We start from the raw sequence: 17,573 nt of genomic DNA on the forward strand, positions 1-17,573 counted from the left end.
TCAGAACCATCGTCGACTACGAAGGACCGAACCCCGTGAACCGCCACGGCACCAGCGGCGACGAGCTGTGGTCGCAGCAAGGTCGGCCAGTTGCGTTCGACGAGCTCACCTGAATGGTGCAATAGTGCGTCAGCACTGGTCACGCGAGATCAGTTGCCATCCTCGTCGCCGCGGTGGCCGTTGACGCAGCTGGTGGGTTTGTCGCGCAGGCACACCTTGCCGCCCGCGACGCGCAGGCCGACGGTGTCGAACGCGGTGACCCAGTTGCTGGCGATGGCCTTCTGGGCGGGGGCGAGCTGGATCAGGCCGGAGCACACGGCCGCGTGCAGCTTGTTCTCGACTGCGTCTTTGGGGTTGGGGATCGTGCCGGGTTCGACCCACAGGTTGCGGGGATCGTCCGGGGCACCGCCGAGTTCGAGGCTGACCAGGTGGTCGTACTCGCTCTTGGCGCCGGGTGTCAGGTTGTAGGAGCGGGCGGACGCGGCCTTCATCGTGCTGGTTTTCGAGGTCGACGGACGTACGGTCTTGGTCCACCCGGTCTGGCAGATCGTGTCCTTGATGGTGTCCTGTCGCACGGCGGGGTTCACGGCGCCGGGGGTGCAGTTCGGGTCGGGCATCGGCTGGCCGTCCCGGCTGCCCAGTTTGCAGGTGCCCGGCCCGGGCATGGCTGCAGCGGAGTCTCCGACCGGCAGGTCACCCGAAGCCGCCGTCGACGTCGTCGGGGCTGGGGTCGCCGCGTCGGATGCGTGACAGCCGGCGACTGTCAGCGCGGCGGCGAGCGTGGCAAGGGCCCATCGGCCTGTGCCGGACTGGGAAGAGGGCACGGAAATCTCCTGCGTGAGCGACTGTGGTGGGGGAGTGAGATCCCGTCTTGGAGTGGACCGAGATCTGACAGCTGTTCAACTTCTACCGGCTGCGTGCGCGTTGATCACACCGCCACGCCGTACCTGCCGGCGGCCGGCCCGTCGAAGGTCGGGATGTTCCGGACGGTGCGGCAGCAACCCGGCGTGGTGAACGGTTTCGCTGTGGCGTCGACATCTCCTGATTTCTTGAGTGTCACGTGTCGTCGTCGACCCCTGCGATCCGCGATAGCGTGTCCGCACCTCATCTGAGTGCGAACTCCGCTAGATACCGTTTGTCACGTCGCGGATGAGCTGAGTGATCTCGGGAGCTGTGGCCACGTGCCGGACGTTCCGCAGGGTGATCGACTTGTCGTCGGATGCGAACGCTTGGTCCGGATGTGACTTGGCGGCAGCGGTGACTGCGTCGTGCATGTCGCTGCCGGTGGTGATGATCAGTCGGCAACGGAGGGCGAGGACGCCGTTGAGGAAGGGCGCGATCGCGTCGGGTTGCCGGTTTGGGGCGATGAGGTGTTGGGCGTTCACCGGCTTGCGGTTGGTCTCCGCCTGGATTGCTCGCCAGATGTCCGGAGCGTCGCCTGAGGAGGTGCTGGCGAGGCAGATGCGAGCGTTGCGCGAGATGTTGGCGTAAGCGATCGCCGCCTGATGGGCACGCCGGCACACCGCGTGCTCGGCGAGGCAGTCGCAGCGCCGGCGACCCGGCGCTCCGACTTCGATCAGCATTCCGCGCCGGCGCAGCCGATCCAGGACGGCCGGGTCGACGAGGGAGGCGATCACGTCGGTCTCGGCCGGTTCGGCCAGTGCGACCAGCCGCACCGCGGACAGCTCGTCCTCGGCCAGGCCGGCGAACCGGTCGCGGACGAACTCGTGCAAGCTCGCGTACTGGCCCGCATCGGTCCGGACCAGGACCACTCGGTGCTGTGCCGGCGCAGCCCGACCGGTCGTGACCAGCTGGTGAACCAGGATCGCAGAGCCCTCGGCGAGGCAGGCCTGCCGTCCCCGGAACGGCCAGTCCTTCGTCTCCACGACGACTCACGACAGCGCTCCGAAGTCGGATAACGAACTGGCCGTTCGGGTACTGCCCTCCGACACGCACCGGCAATTCCGTGCCCTCACGTGGTGGCGAGCACGATCCGCTCGACCGGCGGGGCCTGGCCACCGGCCCGGCGCTGCACCAGCGTGATGCCCGCGGCGATCGCGTGGAACGTCTTGGCCGACTGAACCTGCTCGTGCGCTCGCATCTCGGCCGCGAGGCACACCGCCGCGAGGCGGAGCGCGGTGGCCGCGCTGGACGTCAGGACCTTTTGCCGCGTTAAGACGGGCAGCGACTCCCGCTCGAGGTTCGCGGCGACCCGGCGCGCCCAGGCCGAGCAAGGGACTTCTTCGACTTCGGCCTGGATCCGGCACACGTCGGATTCGAGTTCCTCCGGGGGTTTCGGCGCGGTGGCCTCGGCGATTCCCGCTTTCGCGGCGAGGGCGGCGGCGAGATTCCTCGCCCACGCCGCGGCCGGCGCGCCCGACCGGAGGACTTCGGCCGAAGCGTCGGACAGGGCGCGGCCCATCACCTGGTCGAGGGGCATCGTCCGGATCCGGACGATTTCCGGGGTGAGGAGGTGGACCAGCATGCTGTCGAGCTCCCGGTCGACCTCCAGGCCGAGGTTCGCCGCGAGATCCAGGACCTCGATGTGTTCCACCGCGAGGTCGTGGGCCAGGTCCCGCAGGCCGGCCGGCATCAGGGTGTGGCCGATAGAGCGGACGCGGTCGTTCGGGATCAGCTTGAGCAGCAGGGGCCGCAGCAGGGTCGGGGCCGCCCGTTCGATGTCGTCCCGGACGTAGTCGACGAGCGTCTGCGCGCTGACCAGGTGCGGGTGCGCGGTCCCCGGAGCCAGCCACAGCTCGGTGTCGGCCAGCCAGGCGCACCGGGCGATCGAGCGGCCCACGACCGGATTGTCGAGCTCGGCCCGGCGGGCCAGCCGGTAGACCGGCTCGCCGACGACGACGTCGTTGACCCAGCGGACGAAGGCGGTCGCGTCGCTGCCGCGCACGCCGGTGACGGGAGCGTCCGGAGACGGCGCGGGGCCGTCCGGAGCGGGTGCCCCGGTGTCCAGCCGGTACAGGTCGTAGATGGCACCGGTGATCGGCCGCGCGCAGAGCCGGCTGCCGTTGCCCAGCTGGATCTGCTGGCGCAGGTGGCGAGTGAGCGCGACGGCCGCCCGGAGCCTGCGGTGGTCGGCGTCCTCGCCGGGCTGGGGGGACGGGGCGAGGAACTCGTCGAGCCGGTCCCGCAGGTCGGGCGCGAGCTCGCTGCTCTGCTCCGCGCAGTCGACCGCGAGCGACAACGCGGTGACCTCGCCGATACGCAGGCATGCGCGGACGATCGGGTCGGCGTCGGCCTGGGCGGCGTAGAGCAGGATGGTTTCCCGCCACCACAGATCGTCGACCGCGGCCGTCAGGACACGGACCAGCCCCTTGTCCCGCGCGTGGACGGCGGCGAGGTACTCCTGGAACGTCGGGTGTGCGAAGGAATAGAGGCCGCTTTCCCGCTCGACGAGCAGCCCGTTCGAGCCGACGTCGTCGAGGAACGCTTCCGCGCTGAGATTCCGGGACACCCGCTTCAGCGCCTTGCCGATCTCGGCGACGACGTCGGCGCGTTCGAGATCGCGCACCCGGTTCCGCATCATCGAGAACGCCAGGGCGCGCAGCACCAGCTCCTTCTTGTCGCCGCCCAGCTCGATCGGGAGTTTCTTGGCCTCCTGGCGCCGCCACAGCATCACCTGGCAGATTTCGCTGTAGAGATCGGCGCGGCTGCCCGGCAGGGCCCCGCGGTAGCGGTGCACGTTGGCGATCATGGTCAGGAGCAGGGGGTTGACGGTCAGGTCCCGCAGCGCGACCGCCTGGTCGAGCCGTTCGAGCAGGTCTTCCGTGGCCGCCGCCGCGTGCGCGAGCACGTCCTCGGCGCGGGCGCCGGTGCGGTAGCGCTCCACCGCCTGGTACCAGCCGCCGACGAAGCGTTTCACCTGTTCGTCGGTGAAGCTGCGCACCTGCAGCACCGCCGCGCCGTTGATGCCGGTGGTCCGGTAACCCTGCGGGCGGGACGTGATCACGAAGTCGTTGGTCGGGTGGTGGTGGATCTGCCGCTCGATCCAGTCCGCGACCTTCCGGCGGTCCTCCTGCCGGGCGACTTCGTCCAGCCCGTCCAGGAGCACGACGCAGTTCCCGTCGCGCAGCCGGTGTTCGAACCAGCCGGGTGGTTCTTCGCCGCAGTGGCGTCCGACGGCGCGGCGGACGAGCTCGGCCAGGCCGATTTCGGGCTCCGACACCACGGCGTCGACGTGGTCGCGCAGGTGCAGCAGGATCGGCACCCGCCGGTGGTGACGCCGGTGGTCGAGGCAGATCAGGCGCGCGGTGTGCCGCAGCAGCGTCGTCTTCCCGCTGCCGGGCGCGCCGACGAGGGCCAGGACCACCGGCCGCGGGCGGCACAGGAACTCCTGCAGCGAACGCCGGTCGGCGCCGGTCGGCCGGCGGTCGGGGAGCAGGCTGTCGGTCACGTCCTGCGGCGGGCGGAAGGTGAGGCTGACGTCGACGAAGACCTCGTCCAGCTCGGGGGTGTGGAAGCCGATGGTCGCCAGGCCCTTGAGGTCGATGAAGCGCAGGCTGCCGAGCAGGAAGTCCCGGTAGCGGCGCCCGAACAGCGAAAGCCGCCGGACCAGCCACCGGTCGACGCGGTCCACGATCCGCGCCCGCCACCGTCCGCGAAGCTCCCGCGCGATCTCCCCGGTGACGGCGAGCACCCCGGCGACCAGCGTGTATCCGGCCAGCAGGAGCACCGCCGGCACCGGCCGGCCGGCCCAGGCCGCGACGGCGATGGGCGAGGCCGCCAGCGGTACCAGCACGAGCTTGCCCACCGTACCTGCCCGGCTCCCCATAGTGACATAAAGGATACGGGCCCGGCTGGAGCTTCGCCGCGTTTTCGCCGAAGAAACGGTTCGCCTTGAGGCTGTCGCGATTCTTGACCAGGATTTGTCCGGCATTCCGAAGATCGACGAAAACCCGATTGCCGACGACACGCGGCCGGACGGTCCCACCGGAGCGTCGGTGCGGGCTGCACGGGCAGGGCCCAGGCGTTCCGGCCGGATTCCCCGGTGGGATGCCCGTTGAGGGGTGAAAATCGGTGCTGGCTGCCCGTTGACGCCTCGCTTCTATGGTCGTGTGAGGCCGTGGGTTAGGTGGGTACCGAGGTCGGCGGGCAGCCGTTCCACGGCTCCAGGACGCCGGACCCGGGTGAGGTGGCTACCGCGATCCCGGTGGGCGTTTCGTAGGCGCGGTAGCGGTACTGGTTCGGGACGCGGCCGAGGACCACCGGCCCGCCGAGGCGCCACACAATGACCTCGCCGTTCCCGCCGATCACCCCCGGATTGGCACCGCGGGGCCACAACTGCAGCCAGACGTCGCCCCTCTTCACCGATCGTGGCCGCACGGCGGGCCACTCGGGCACGAAACATGCCTCGCCGGAGCAGGTCAAGGGTGCCCTCGTGCTCGGCGCCGGTAAGGGTGGCGAAGGCGAGCCGGCCGGTGCGGCTGTGGAACGGAGTCTCGACGACGTCTTCCCACTCCGCGAGGGCGATCTGCGGTGGCTGGTCGTGGGCTTCCAGCCGTACGGCTTGATAGGGGCCGCCGGTTTCCCGTGTACCCAGCCGTCACCGGCGGTGGCGATCGTGCCGGACAACGCGTCGGTCGCAGCTCGCCGAGCAGTGCGTGGCCCCACGGCTCCGCTGCGTCGGCGGCATAGCGGTCGCGGATCACCAGCATGCCGTGGTCGGGCGGGTACTCGTCGTCTTCGAGAACCCCCAAGAGCGTCACTGCACCAACATATCGGGCAACACCGACAGAATCCGGCCACACCTGGGTCGCCGGGCCGATGACCGCGATCCCTCCAGGGCAGAGCAACATGACCGCGACCGGAGCGGTCGCGTCCGGTGATTGCGACGCCGTTGCCCCTCCGAACTGCGCGGGCGATTCCGTCGGTGACCGATCGTCGCTACAAATGTTCGTATGGAACACTGGTGGCACGAGATCGGGTCCTGCGCCGGCGGCGCTCGCTTCGAGCTGACGCTGCGCGGCTGCGCCGCGAGGATCTGCCTGATGAACGCCGAGAACTACCAGGCGTACTGCGACGAGGACGAGTACGAGTGCTACTACGGCGGCTTCTGGGACACCAGCCCTGTTGAGCTGGTGTTGCCCCACGACGACTTCTGGTACCTCGTCATCGATAGTTACCCAGGTCGAATCAAGTACTGGCTCACAGGACCTTACTGACCCGGGCGAAAGTTCGTCAGGTCGGCCTCGTTGAACCGGCTGACCTCCACCCGTCGTCCGACTTCGTCTTCGAGGTGGACCAGGCCTTGCCCGCGATGGTCTGCCAGACCGAGACCCTCTTGCCGTCCGCGTCGGTGAAGTCGTCTTCCTCGAGGGCCGTCGCCTAGCGACGCGGCATCGCGTGGAACTACGCGCGACAGACGAACGTCCTCCGTCGATGGCGAGGAAGAACTCTCCTCGCCGCCGACGGAGTAACCATGGCGATCTCTCCCCGGTGATCGGCTGCCATGGGCGTTACTTCTTCGCGGCGGCGACCTTCCTGCGCGGTGCGCGCTTGCGGGCCGGTGCCGGGGCTGGTTCGGCGGCCTGCCGCTGTGCTTCGTCGTAGGCGGTGACGATCTCGGAGGAGAGACGGCCCCGTTCGGAGACCTCGTAGCCGTTGTCGCTGGCCCAGGCGCGGATCGCGCGCGAGCGTTCACGGTCCGTCGTGCCGGCTGTTGACTGGCCGGTCGCGACGCGCAGCTTGCGACCACCGGTCCTGCGGCCTGCGCTAGTACGGACGGCAAGTGCCATCAGAGTCATCTATCAACGGCTTGAGGCTAGATATCTCTGACGTTCTTCGGCGGTGAGGTCTCGGGTGACGTGACGGTTTGCCTGAGCGAGGACTTCTGCGATAGGGCCACAGGCGGGGCATCGCCAGATTCGGATGGTGCCGTCGTCGTGGGCAGTGACGTATCGACCGCCGGTAAGGAAAGCAACAACCAATGCGGCGGCACGGAATCCGTTTAACACCAATGGTTCACTGGTGTCGATTGTTTTCCAGATTCGGACGGTGGCGTCGATGCCGATGGTGGCCAGCTGGCGACCGTCTTGACTGAAAGTCACTTTTGTAACCGCGCCTTGGTGGCGGCCGTGTAACGCGACCGGGCCGGGAACGTTAGCTGGGTCGGCGATGTTCCAGATGTGGACAGTGCCGTCGTCATCTCCGCCGGCGAGGTGGTCATCGTCACGGCTGAAGGCCAGCGTCTTAGTGCGGCTGGCGTCGCCGGGCAACGCGGTGAGGCTGCTCGGGACGTCAAGGTCCCACAGCATGACGGTTTGGTTCATAACGACGGCGATGCGGCGTCCATCGGAGCTCCACCCGACAACAGACGCCGTCCACACTCCAATTGGTGCTTGACCGTCCACCACTACGGCAAGCGGTTCAGCTGATGAGGTCTCGGGTGTGCTCCATATGTACCGCGTCGGTCCCATGTTGATACCGGCGAGTCGATTGCCGTCCGCGCTAAAGGCTACTTGCAGCATCGGATTGCCAGGGTGCGGCTCCCATAGTCGAGTCGGCGCGGCAGGATTGTCGGTTTTCCAGATATTGACGCTCCCGTCTTCGTTGACGGCGGCGACCTGCCGCCCAGTAGGGCTGACGGCCACGTCAACCACCGGTGCCGTGTTGCCGGCCAGGACGATCGGTGCGTGGCTACCAGAGACCTGCCATATTCGAACGGTACCGTCCTGGCCGCCGCTGACCAGACGTCCGTCCGGGCTGGCAGCGACGCTGAGGACCCGTCCTTGATGACCACGCAGCACCGTCAGGTCATCGACCTCGTCGATGTCCCATATCTTGGCTGTTCCGTCGTCGGCCACGCTTGCGACGGACCTCCCGTCGGGGCTGAACGCGGCAGACCAGACAGCACCGCGGTGGCCTCGCAATACCGTCGGAGCGGCAGAGCGGTCGGGATTCCAGATTTCGACCGTGCTGTCGTTGCCGGTGCTGGCGATCGAGTGCCCGTCAAGGCTGTAGGCGACGTCGAGGACGCCGCTGTCGTGTCGGCCGAGCACCACCGCGTCCGCCGTACGGGTGAGATCCCACATCCGGACCGTGCCGTCGGCACCCGCCGACGCCAGGTGGAGGCCGTCCGGACTGAACGCCACGCCTGTCACTGAGCCCTCGTGACCTCGTAGCACAGCCGGACTGCCGCCATCGGCGAGGTTCCAGAGCCGGATCGTGCCGTCCTCTCCGCCGCTGGCCAGCCATTTCCCGTCGCGGCTGAACGCCACACCGTAGACCGATCCGTCGTGGCCGTGGAGCACAGCAGGGTGATCGTCGCCAGCGGGGTTCCAAATACGGACAGTGCCATCGTCGCTGCCACTGGCCACACGTTGACCGTCCGAGCTGAACGCGATCTTGTCCCGCCAATCACCCCTGATCCTGCGCGACATCATCGGCTGTGCTCGGCCAGCCAGGACTTGCTCCCAGTCCCACACCCACAGGCCTTCACTACCGAGCACCGCGATACGACGGCCGTCCGGGCTGAACACCGGATTCCACAGCTTTGTGCCTTTCCACTCAACACGCAGTGTCTGCGTCGCGGGTCCAACACCGTGTTCGGCATCCCAGGCCCGCACTTGGAGCATGCCATCCTCGCCATCGAAATCACTCGTGACGACGTGTTTCCCGTCCGGGCTGAAGGCTGCACCGGTCAGCGCGGCTCTTTCCGCATAGTTAGTGATGGTGCTGCTGCTCTCCGCCAGTGTGGTACGGATGTGTGAGTTGGCGGTGGCTTGCCGGAGCACGGCTTCGGTGTCCTCGGACGGCGCCATGTTGTATGCCTCGCGGGCCAGCAGTAGGCCGAGTTCGGGATCGACTTGGAGCTGCGCGCGGGCGTCGGCGACCAGCTGACGACCCACCGCCAGCTTCCGCTGGTCATCAGCTCGAGTAGCCATGACCAGCGCGACCACCGCGAGCACCGTCACGACGACAACGGCCGTGCTCAACCCACCGACGGTGAACCGGACCCGGCGCCGCCGAGCCCGGCGCTCCCGCTCCGCAGCGTCGCGGCTGGCGGTCAGGAATGTGCGCTCAAGGTCGTTGAGCCGGTCGATCGGGCGCCCTTCCCAGGCATCCAGGCGTGCTCCCCGATACAGCAAGCCGGCCTCCCGCTCGTGTCGGTCCCACTCAGCGGCGGCTTCGGTGAGCCGCCGGTGGAGCCGGTGACCGTCACGATCGTCGGCCAGCCAGGTACGCAACCGAGGCCAGTGCCGGATCAGGGCCTCGTGCGCGATCTCCACACTGTCGTCGCCCAATGTGATCAACCGTGCCCGCGCCAGCGTGTCCAGCACCACGGCGGTGTCGGGGTCGTCGAGGTCGAATTCCTGCCGGGCGGTTCGGCGTTTGGTGTCTTCGGTGCCTTCACCGAGGGCGGTGAGGCGGAGGAAGATCTCGTGGGCGAGGATCTGTTGGCCGGTGTCGAGCGCCTGGTAGGTCTGTTCGGCGGTGCGGGCCAGCGCGTGCTCGATACCGCCTACTGCCTCGTAGCCGGCGACGGTCATGACCGCGCCTTGCCGGCGCAACCACGTCTGCAACAGAGCATGGGACACCAGCGGCAGCATCCCGGCTTGGCGCGCGGCATCCCCGACCAGCCGAGCGACCAAGGCGGTTTCCAGCCGGTATCCGGCCTGCTCGGCAGGCCCGACGATGGCCTGCCGTAGCTCGTCGGTTCTCATCGGGCCGACCAGGACCTGCGTGTCGTACAACGCCGACGCCAGGCGGTGATGGCGCCCGCAGTGCTCGAGAAAGTCCGCCCGGACACCCAGCACCACCCTGGCCCGGCTGGCCGGGTCGGTCGCGGCAGTCACCAGCGCGTCGATGAACCGTGCCCGCTGCGACTCGTCTGCGCACAGGGTGAAGAGTTCCTCGAACTGGTCGACGATCAGCACGACATCGGTTTCGGCAGCGGTGCCGGTCACAGCCTGACGGATCCGCAGATGAAGATTGCGCGGGTCTTCGGAAAACTCATCTCGAAGCGTTCCCGGCGCTGCGCCGAGGAGCTGCGCCAAGTGGACCGCGCATTCCTCGAGCGGGCGGTGTCCGGGAGTGAACACGACGACCGGAGCGTCGTTGTCCTGTTTGTGCTCGGCGGTCAGATGGGCGGCCAGTCCCGCGCGGAGCACCGAGGACTTGCCGCAGCCGGAGGGGCCGAAAACTCCGAGAAACCGGTACTGGTGCACCCTGTTCGCCAGGTCGGCGACCAGTTCATCCCGGCCGAAGAACCGGTCGGCGTCCTCCCGTTCGAACGCGGCCAGCCCCAGATACGGCGCCCGGGCCTGGTCATTCGTGCTGGACGGTTCGGCGTTGGCCGCGGCCAATTCGGCCGCGACCGCCCGCCACCGCGTCGCCCACTCCGCGGTATCGCCGCCGCAGGCGGCAACATAGGCCACGGTGACCGACAGGGTGGGCAGTTTTCGTCCGCCGGCCGCCTCCGACAGCGCCGCCGCGGAGTAGTGCGCGCGGGCCCCGAGCTCCCGATACGTCGGGCGCCCGACCTTCTCCCGCAGTTGCCGCAGGTCACGAGCGAACCGCACCACCACCCCGTCCCCGCCCTCCAGCGGTCGCTCGCCACGCGGCACCGCCACCACCTCCCACGCCATTGTTCAGCGACCGTTGTCCAGAGTCCAGCAGCAGACACTGAACAACCCACACGACGTACACAGGCATGGCAACTACCCGCAAGATTCAGCACGCTCCGTTCGAGGCCGCAGCCGGTTGGCCTGCTCGGAGCCGCCAGGCTTGCGGAATCAGCACTGACAGAACGAACCATGGTGCGGGGAAATGGGGGAGGTGGAGTGCCGGTGACCGGCTCCTGGTCAGCCGGTCACCGGCACTTCCAGCACCAGCGTCGCCCAAGACGGGAAATGTGGTGGGCAATGACCTGGAAGGCGAGGTCCGCGCATCGGGACGTATGCGTGTCGTAGCAGTGCGATCAGCGGGATGGTGGCAAGGATATGGCGGCCTCGCGCCCATTTGGGCAGACCATCGCCTCGTGGTACAGGATGGCGAAGTGATTCACCTGAGCAGAACATTCCCCGGAAAGGCGTACGGCTGTCGATGGCATGACAGCGTCTGGTGACCAACCGGATCAGAGCAACTCGTCAACGCGGACGGGCTGCTTCGTCGCAGGCTGCTTACCGCACTTGTCGGTTCCATCTGAGAAAGGAGAACGATGATCAAAATGAAGATTATTGCAACTGTTGTGAGCGCGGTGATCGCGCTCATCGGCACGGTGCTGATGTCGGTACCCGCCGTCGCGGCAGACGGTCCCGCGGACTTCGTCGCGCAGGGGCAGGCCGCAGGGTTGTCCGCCGGGCAAGCCAGAGGCCTGCAGAACAAGGTCAACGGGTACCTGGCGAAGCTGGGCGGTCAGGCCCACCAAGTCGCGCCGAACCGGATCGAGTCACCGGGGGCGGTGCTGAACGTCACCGTTCCCGGTGAGACCGAACCTCGCGCGCTGGGAGCATCGTGGATCCCGGAGTGCCAGGGCGGGGCGAACTTCGGATGGTTCTGCGCCTACGAGTACGGGTCGTTCGGTGGCGACAACATCGGCTTCTACGACTGCGGCCAGTACAAGGGCATTCCGTGGTACACGACGGGCTCGTGGGAGAACAACCAGACACGCGGCACACAACCGTACGTCTATTACGGCAGCGGATCGGGACGGCTGCCGGGGGCCTACTCCGTGCAGCGCGCGGGCATGAACTGGGGGCCGGTGTACGGGATTGTCGCCTGTTAGTGATCGCGGCTGGCTGCGGCGGGAGCGCCTGGGACGCACGCGACGTCCAGGCGCTCACCGCCGCGCCAGGTACCTCGGCCAGGACACACCGTATTCGCCCAGGAGCCGACGGCCACGCGGTCGCGACTCCAGTCGCCGGCGCTGCCGTGCCCCCAGCATGGCCATCGCCGCGGCGACCTGATCGTCGGCGACGCCCGCCACCGGCCGGTCGGACCGAGCAAAGCGCCGAGCGCGTTGGCGTAGGCGCACAGCGTGTTCGCATTGCCGGCGACCTTCGGGGCCGCAACCGGTTGGTCTGCTCTGGGCCGCCAGAGCTCGCGGAATCACGCTGACAGAACAAGCCATGGCCGGGGGGATCGGGGGAGGAGTGCCGGTGATCGGCTCATGGTCAGCCGATCACCGGCACTTCCGGCGCTACAGAGGTTGAGTGGCTGGGATTGCGATCAATTCAGCTCGCCGTCGACGGAGGAACCATGGCGAGCTCTCCCCAGTGATCGGCTGCCATGGGCGTTACTTTTTCGCGGCGGCTACCTTCCTGCGCGGTGCCCGCTTACGGGCCGGGGCTGGTTCGGCGGCCTGCCGCTGTGCGTCGTCGTAGGCGGTGACGATCTCGGAGGAGAGACGGCCCCGTTCGGAGACCTCGTAGCCGTTGTCGCTGGCCCAGGCGCGGATCGCGCGCGAGCGTTCGCGGTCCGTCGTGCCGGCTGTTGACTGGCCGGTCGCGACACGCAGCTTGCGGCCACCCGTCCTGCGGCCTGCGTTGATGAAGCGGGCGAGTTCGTCGCGCAGGGCGGCGGCGTTGTCGTCGGAGAGGTCGATCTCGTAGCTGATGCCGTCGAGACCGAACGGAACGGTGTGGGTGGCGGGGGTGCCGTCGAGGTCGTCCAGCATCTCGACGAGGACCTTTTGGGCCATGGGAATTCTCCAACTGGTCGGCTGTGCGTCTGCTGTGAACAGGCGCACGATCTGCAGGGATCCACTGTGGATCATACATACTGGCCGGTATCGCGGCAATTATCATCCTCAGCGTTGAACGATATCCCCGCCGTGGGGTGCATGAACTTCGGGCAACACTTCGTGGCGATCTTTCGGACGACAAGCCGCCGGGTGCACGGAAACACTACGTGCAGCGACGGAATGTCAGTGTTATCTCGTCACGTCGCACGTGCTGAACTTCGCGCTCGTCGGTCCGGCGCACCTACCGCAGCCGGCATTGCGGGGTCCATCCGGACGATCCCTTGCGTGCCAGGGTGGCGAACGCCCTCGGCGACATTCGCCCCGAACGTGGAGAGACCGTCCACGTGTGTCTTGACCTGGTGACATCTGCCTCTGAACGTATTCGCTGCCACGCGCGTCGCGGCGAACGCGAGATCTGGGCTGCGATGTCGGGTACTGGTCTGTTCGGCGCAATCGCCGAACGGTGCTCCGAAATCACGGGCGAGTTTCTGTCCATCGCTCGCGGCGCGGGCAGGCGGTGGCCGGCTCGTCAGATGAGAAACGCGGGCGGGGGTGAACAAGTCCGTGATCGAGAAGCTGGGATTCGCTGTTCAGGTCCGCGTGGGGGCGTGAGTCCGTCCCTGACGGGGGCGGGCCGACCACTGCGATGTGCGCGTGTGGCGCCGTTCAGGGGCGTGCGAAGAAGCGCCGCCACCATGCGTCACGCGGGCCCGTCGGTAGTTGGTTGCAGCCCGGGCCGATCCTCGCTCGTTGTGTCGTCGGTCTGGCGCCGGGCTCGTGCAGGATGCGGTGGGCGTGTCACAAGTCGTGGGTGAGCTGCGACTGTGGGGGTGGGGTTGCCCCCTTGGGGTCGGACACCTTGATTCCAGACGGTGGTCTGGAGGGAGGATGTCCTGGTGTCTCGCAGGTCGTGGAGCCCGGAGCAGATCTCTCACCGGCTCCCGGTTGATTTCCCCGATGATGAGTCCATGCGCATCAGCCACGAGGCGATCTACCAGTCGCTGTTCATCGAGGGACGCGGCGCGCTCAAGCGAGAGCTGGTCGCGTGTCTGCGCACCGGGCGGGCCCTGCGGGAACCGCGAGCCCGATCACGCAACAAGTCACAGGGGCATGTCAGCGCGGACGTCGTCCTCAGCGAACGCCCCACCGAAGCCGCCGATCGCGCCGTTCCAGGGCACTGGGAGGGGGATCTGATCATCGGGACGGGCCGGTCCGCGATCGGCACGCTGGTCGAGCGCAGCAGCCGGTCCACGCTCCTGGTGCACCTGCCCAGGCTGGAGGGCTGGGGAGAGAACCCACCGGTGAAGAACGGGCCGTCGCTCGGCTGTTACGGCGCCGTCGCGATGAACGCCGCGTTGGCTGCCTCGATCACGCAGCTACAGGAGCAACTGCGGCGGACGATCACGTGGGACCGCGGGAAAGAACTGTCCGGGCACGCACAGCTGACCCTCGAGACCGGGACGAGGGTTTCTTCGCCGACCCGCACTCACCATGGCAGCGCCCGACCAACGAGAACACGAATGGCTTGCTGCGCCAGTACTTCCCGAAGGGCCACCGATCTTTCCCGGTGGTCAGCTGAGGAGCTCGAGGCTATCGCCTTCACGATCAACAACCGGCCCCGCAAGTTCCTCGGTTGGCGAACCCCGGCCGAAGCCTTCGCCGAACAGCTACGCTTACTCCTACAACCCGGTGTTGCATCGACCGATTGAACTCGCCCAATACACCTCCGGCCAGTTCCGCACCGCCCTCGCCGAACACAGGATCCGTCCCTCGGTCGGGCGGGTCGGATCCTGCTACGACAACGCCGTCGCCGAAGCCTTCTTCGCCACCCTGAAAACCGAGATCGGTGTCTCGATCTGGCCCACCCGAAGCGAGGCCCGCCAGGACATCTTCACCTACCTACGCTACTACAACCACTGTGAGTGTTGGGGGTGGCTGGTCTGGGACTGGCCGACCAGGGTGGGCGGCGGCCGCCCCGGCTCGAGGTCGTGACTCATACAATCACTGGCCCGTGTGGTGCCTTTCGGTTGGACTTGCCCGTCCAGCAGCCGGAGCGGCCGACGCCGTCCTGGCCCACCTCGGTGTCCTGATCAGGAGATTGCCCGATCTGCAGATCGTGGCCCGTCACAGTGCCGAACCGGGGTGACCTCTTCCCAGACCGGCGCCGGCCGTCTGCGGCCGGACCGCTGTTCCTAGAGAGGAAAGTAGCCCGACCAGCATGACCATCGTCGCGCACAATCACTCCTACGTCATCGGCGTGGACACCCACGCGCGCAACCATGTTTTCGCGATCTTGGCCGCCACCGGGCAGCCCATCGCCTCAGCCGAGTTCCCCGCGACCAAAGCCGGCATGGCCCGCGCGATCGCGTGGGCCACCCGACGCACCGGCGAGAACCGTGCCGTTCTCTGGGTCGTCGAGGGTGTGGCGACATACGGCGCCCGGCTCGCAGGCGCCATTGCCGACTCCGGATACCAGGTCGTCGAGGCGCCGCAGATGAATGCCCGCGCCCACCGAGGGGTCGGGAAATCTCATTCGCTAGACGCTCGCCGCATCGCCGAGGCCGCGCTGCCGCTGGAGGAAACCCAGCTCCGTCACCCGCGCTCTGACGAGGGCGAACGATCCGCACTGCGTGTCCTGGTGACAGCCCGGGACCACATGACCGGTGAACGCACCGCGACCGTCAACGCGCTGACCGCACTGGTGCGTGCGATCGACCTGGGCATCGACGCGCGTCGCCCACTACGCAGCATACAAGTACTCGAGATCTCCCATTGGCGCACCCGAGACGAGCCACTCGGCAAGGCGACCGCTCGAGCCGAAGCCGTGCGCCTGGCCACCCGCATCGTTGCCCTCAACGACGAACTCACCGCCAACCGACAGACGATCGCCACCCCTCGTGCGCACCACACCGGCCGCCGGGCTGCTCGAGAAAACCGGAATCGGACCCGTCACCGCGGCTGTCTGCCTGACCGCCTGGTCCCACCACGGCCGGGTCCGTTCCGAAGCCGCGTTCGCCTGCCTCGCCGGGGTCAACCCGATCCCAGCCTCCTCAGGAAACACCGTCCGCCATCGCCTCAACCGCGGCGGAGACCGGCGCGTGAACCGCGCCCTGCACATGGCCACGACCACCCGCATGATCCACGACCCTGCGACCCGCGAATACGTCGAACGCCGACGCGCCGACGGGCGCACCACCAAAGAGATCCGCCGCTGCCTCAAGCGCTACCTCGCCCGCCAGATCTACCGCCACCTCAACGCAGCCAGCGAAACACCGATCCGAGCTTGACGGGACATAGGAGAGTCCACCGGCTGCACTCCACCAACGGCCAGAACACCCCAGCCGAAACCCGAACCAACCACTACGCTCAACCCGCAGCTGCCTAAAACCCCGTGTCCGCCTCAACGGGGCAACTCCAGGGCGTTCGGATAGTGGGCGATAGCGGTGGCGATCAGGTAGCGGGGCGGGCCGGCGGTGTCAGCGGGCATGCAGACCGTCCGCGATCGCCGTCCCGGTGAGTTTGTCGGTGAGGTAGGCGGCGACGGCGTGGGCGCGGGCACCGTTGTGCACCACCGCATTGACCACGCGCGGCCCAAACCGCGGCCGCAGGTCCTTCTCCAGCGCGACGACGTCCCCGCGATCGGCCACGTTCGTCCACACCAGGGTGTCCGATCCTGGCCAGGCTCCGAGCCCGTCGTGTGGGGTCGGGTCCAGCCGGTCGAAGATCAGATTCGCGATCCCGAGCGGTGACCCGAGAGTGACCAGCGCCTGCACCTGGTGGTCCGGCATCGCCGCCAGGACCTCATACGCGACCACGGACCCCAGTGAGTGCGCCACCACCACCCGCGTCTCTGCCGTGATCAGCTTCCGGACCGCCGCTCGCGCCGCGTCGCGCAGCCGAGGGTCCTGCAGGTAACGGCGGACCTGTTTGAGATCGAACACCATCGCCCGCAACGCTAGCCCCCCGAAGAACCGCGACCGGGACAGCTGCCGCAACGCCGCCTGCACCGACCCCGGCGCCCGCACCAGCGTGTCCGCCTCCGGCGGCGCAACCTTCGGATCCACCCGCGCGGCCTCTCGCCACCACGCCAGCAGCAACTCTTCTTCCAGGCCGGGATCGACGTCGGCCGCGGTGAACATCGGGTCCCCGACCGTCAGCAGCTCCCCGGCTGGGCGGAACAGGTCGCCGTAGAACCCCATTGCCACGTCGTCGGCGGTAGCTGCGTCGCCTTGGTCGGCGCGAGTGAGCCCGTCCAGCAGCGCGGGCACCCAGGTCTGCGAAAGTGACTGCTCCCCGGCAGCCTGCTGGCCGATGCCGTGCACGCAGGCGATCCGTCCCACCACACCTCCCAATGCGAGAGCTCACCGTTTCACCGCAGGCTACGGCTAGTGATCGTCGGTCACGCTGGTTCCGTTCCGGCGCGGACTGCCGACCACTCGGATGGCCCAGCGGTTCTGCGATCGAAGGCCCGGACCGTGCGGGCAGCTGAGACAGGCCGATGCGAACCTGGTGGTCGGCGCCGTAAACTCCAGGATCACCCCACAGAGTTCCCTCGGTTTCGCCGTGACCGGGGTACGGGTAGGCGACCGCAGCAGGGCCCCGCGTTACGTGGACGCGGCCGGGGTGAGCCGGTGGTGTATGGCGAGCCGGGCGTCCTCGCACGCCGTGGCTGTCTCGCAGGGGGTCTCGGCCTGCCCTCTTCGGTATGTACGACGCAGCTGAAGCGAAAGGGGATCCCACAGCGGCAGTTCCGGATCGTCAATTGGGCCAGTGAGCGCCCCTGCGGTCAGGACGAATTTTTCATCTCATTGCGATGACAAGTTCACCGTCAGGTCCGGTGGTCAGGTCGCCGATGCCACGAATCTCTTCATTGCGC

The 17,573-nt window shown here is 67.8% G+C and carries 10 protein-coding genes and 3 pseudogenes; 5 read left to right on the forward strand and 8 right to left on the reverse strand.

All coding sequences use genetic code 11. The features are described from left to right. Positions 1 to 149: 149 nt before the first annotated feature. The 4 genes from CF165_RS38325 to CF165_RS38340 form a co-directional block, all read right to left on the reverse strand. Positions 150 to 824 (reverse strand): hypothetical protein, encoded by a 675-nt coding sequence (locus CF165_RS38325; protein WP_093952501.1) that lies wholly within the window; start codon positions 822 to 824, stop codon positions 150 to 152. 300 nt (positions 825 to 1,124) lie between these two features. After that, complete coding sequence (locus CF165_RS38330) at positions 1,125 to 1,886, reverse strand: hypothetical protein (protein ID WP_093952502.1); 762 nt, start codon at positions 1,884 to 1,886, stop codon at positions 1,125 to 1,127. Between the two features lie 86 nt (positions 1,887 to 1,972). Continuing rightward, a complete protein-coding gene (locus tag CF165_RS53510) occupies positions 1,973 to 4,765 on the reverse strand; it encodes an NACHT domain-containing protein (protein ID WP_158226875.1) in 2,793 nt (930 codons plus the stop codon). Positions 4,766 to 5,082: 317 nt separating this feature from the next. Continuing rightward, positions 5,083 to 5,355, reverse strand: a complete 273-nt coding sequence (locus tag CF165_RS38340) for a hypothetical protein (RefSeq protein ID WP_143268741.1) — start codon at positions 5,353 to 5,355, stop codon at positions 5,083 to 5,085. 557 nt (positions 5,356 to 5,912) lie between these two features. Between CF165_RS38340 and CF165_RS38345 the strand changes: the two genes are divergently transcribed. Further along, positions 5,913 to 6,176 carry a DUF1883 domain-containing protein gene (locus CF165_RS38345; protein WP_093952505.1) on the forward strand — a complete coding sequence of 88 codons (264 nt, stop codon included), beginning with the start codon at positions 5,913 to 5,915 and terminating at the stop codon, positions 6,174 to 6,176. 294 nt (positions 6,177 to 6,470) lie between these two features. Here CF165_RS38345 and CF165_RS38350 read toward each other — a convergent pair. Then, positions 6,471 to 6,743: pseudogene (locus CF165_RS38350) on the reverse strand (Lsr2 family DNA-binding protein); the annotation flags it as partial. A gap of 18 nt (positions 6,744 to 6,761) precedes the next feature. Then, positions 6,762 to 10,601 (reverse strand): nSTAND1 domain-containing NTPase, encoded by a 3,840-nt coding sequence (locus CF165_RS38355; protein ID WP_240521965.1) that lies wholly within the window; start codon positions 10,599 to 10,601, stop codon positions 6,762 to 6,764. A gap of 581 nt (positions 10,602 to 11,182) precedes the next feature. On the opposite strand from CF165_RS38355, the gene CF165_RS38360 reads away from it, so the two are divergent. Further along, positions 11,183 to 11,740 (forward strand): hypothetical protein, encoded by a 558-nt coding sequence (locus CF165_RS38360; protein ID WP_158226876.1) that lies wholly within the window; start codon positions 11,183 to 11,185, stop codon positions 11,738 to 11,740. Between the two features lie 510 nt (positions 11,741 to 12,250). Here CF165_RS38360 and CF165_RS38365 read toward each other — a convergent pair. Next, a complete protein-coding gene (locus CF165_RS38365; protein WP_093952508.1) occupies positions 12,251 to 12,655 on the reverse strand; it encodes a histone-like nucleoid-structuring protein Lsr2 in 405 nt (134 codons plus the stop codon). A 947-nt stretch (positions 12,656 to 13,602) separates the two neighbouring features. Here CF165_RS38365 and CF165_RS38370 point away from each other — a divergent pair. From CF165_RS38370 to CF165_RS38380, 3 genes and pseudogenes are all read left to right on the forward strand, one after another. After that, positions 13,603 to 14,406: pseudogene (locus tag CF165_RS38370) on the forward strand (IS30 family transposase); the annotation flags it as partial. Further along, on the forward strand, positions 14,387 to 14,689 hold the full coding sequence (locus CF165_RS38375; RefSeq protein ID WP_093952509.1) for an integrase core domain-containing protein: 303 nt from the start codon (positions 14,387 to 14,389) through the stop codon (positions 14,687 to 14,689). The pseudogene CF165_RS38370 and the gene CF165_RS38375, both read left to right, overlap by 20 nt. 226 nt (positions 14,690 to 14,915) lie before the next feature. Beyond that, positions 14,916 to 15,984, forward strand: a pseudogene (locus CF165_RS38380) (IS110 family RNA-guided transposase). Between the two features lie 189 nt (positions 15,985 to 16,173). Here the strand turns inward: CF165_RS38380 and CF165_RS38385 are convergent. Continuing rightward, on the reverse strand, positions 16,174 to 17,037 hold the full coding sequence (locus CF165_RS38385; RefSeq protein WP_205661083.1) for a hypothetical protein: 864 nt from the start codon (positions 17,035 to 17,037) through the stop codon (positions 16,174 to 16,176). Between the last annotated feature and the right edge of the window lie 536 nt (positions 17,038 to 17,573).

Source organism: Amycolatopsis vastitatis (assembly GCF_002234595.1).
In the GTDB taxonomy this organism is placed as follows: domain Bacteria; phylum Actinomycetota; class Actinomycetes; order Mycobacteriales; family Pseudonocardiaceae; genus Amycolatopsis; species Amycolatopsis vastitatis.

Excerpts from the sequence above, each read along its gene's own strand:
- CF165_RS38345 (WP_093952505.1), top strand. The coding sequence starts at position 5,913 with ATGGAACACTGGTGGCACGAGATCGGGTCCTGCGCCGGCGGCGCTCGC.
- CF165_RS38355 (WP_240521965.1), bottom strand. The coding sequence starts at position 10,601 with ATGGCGTGGGAGGTGGTGGCGGTGCCGCGTGGCGAGCGACCGCTGGAG.
- CF165_RS38360 (WP_158226876.1), top strand. The coding sequence starts at position 11,183 with ATGAAGATTATTGCAACTGTTGTGAGCGCGGTGATCGCGCTCATCGGC.
- CF165_RS38365 (WP_093952508.1), bottom strand. The coding sequence starts at position 12,655 with ATGGCCCAAAAGGTCCTCGTCGAGATGCTGGACGACCTCGACGGCACC.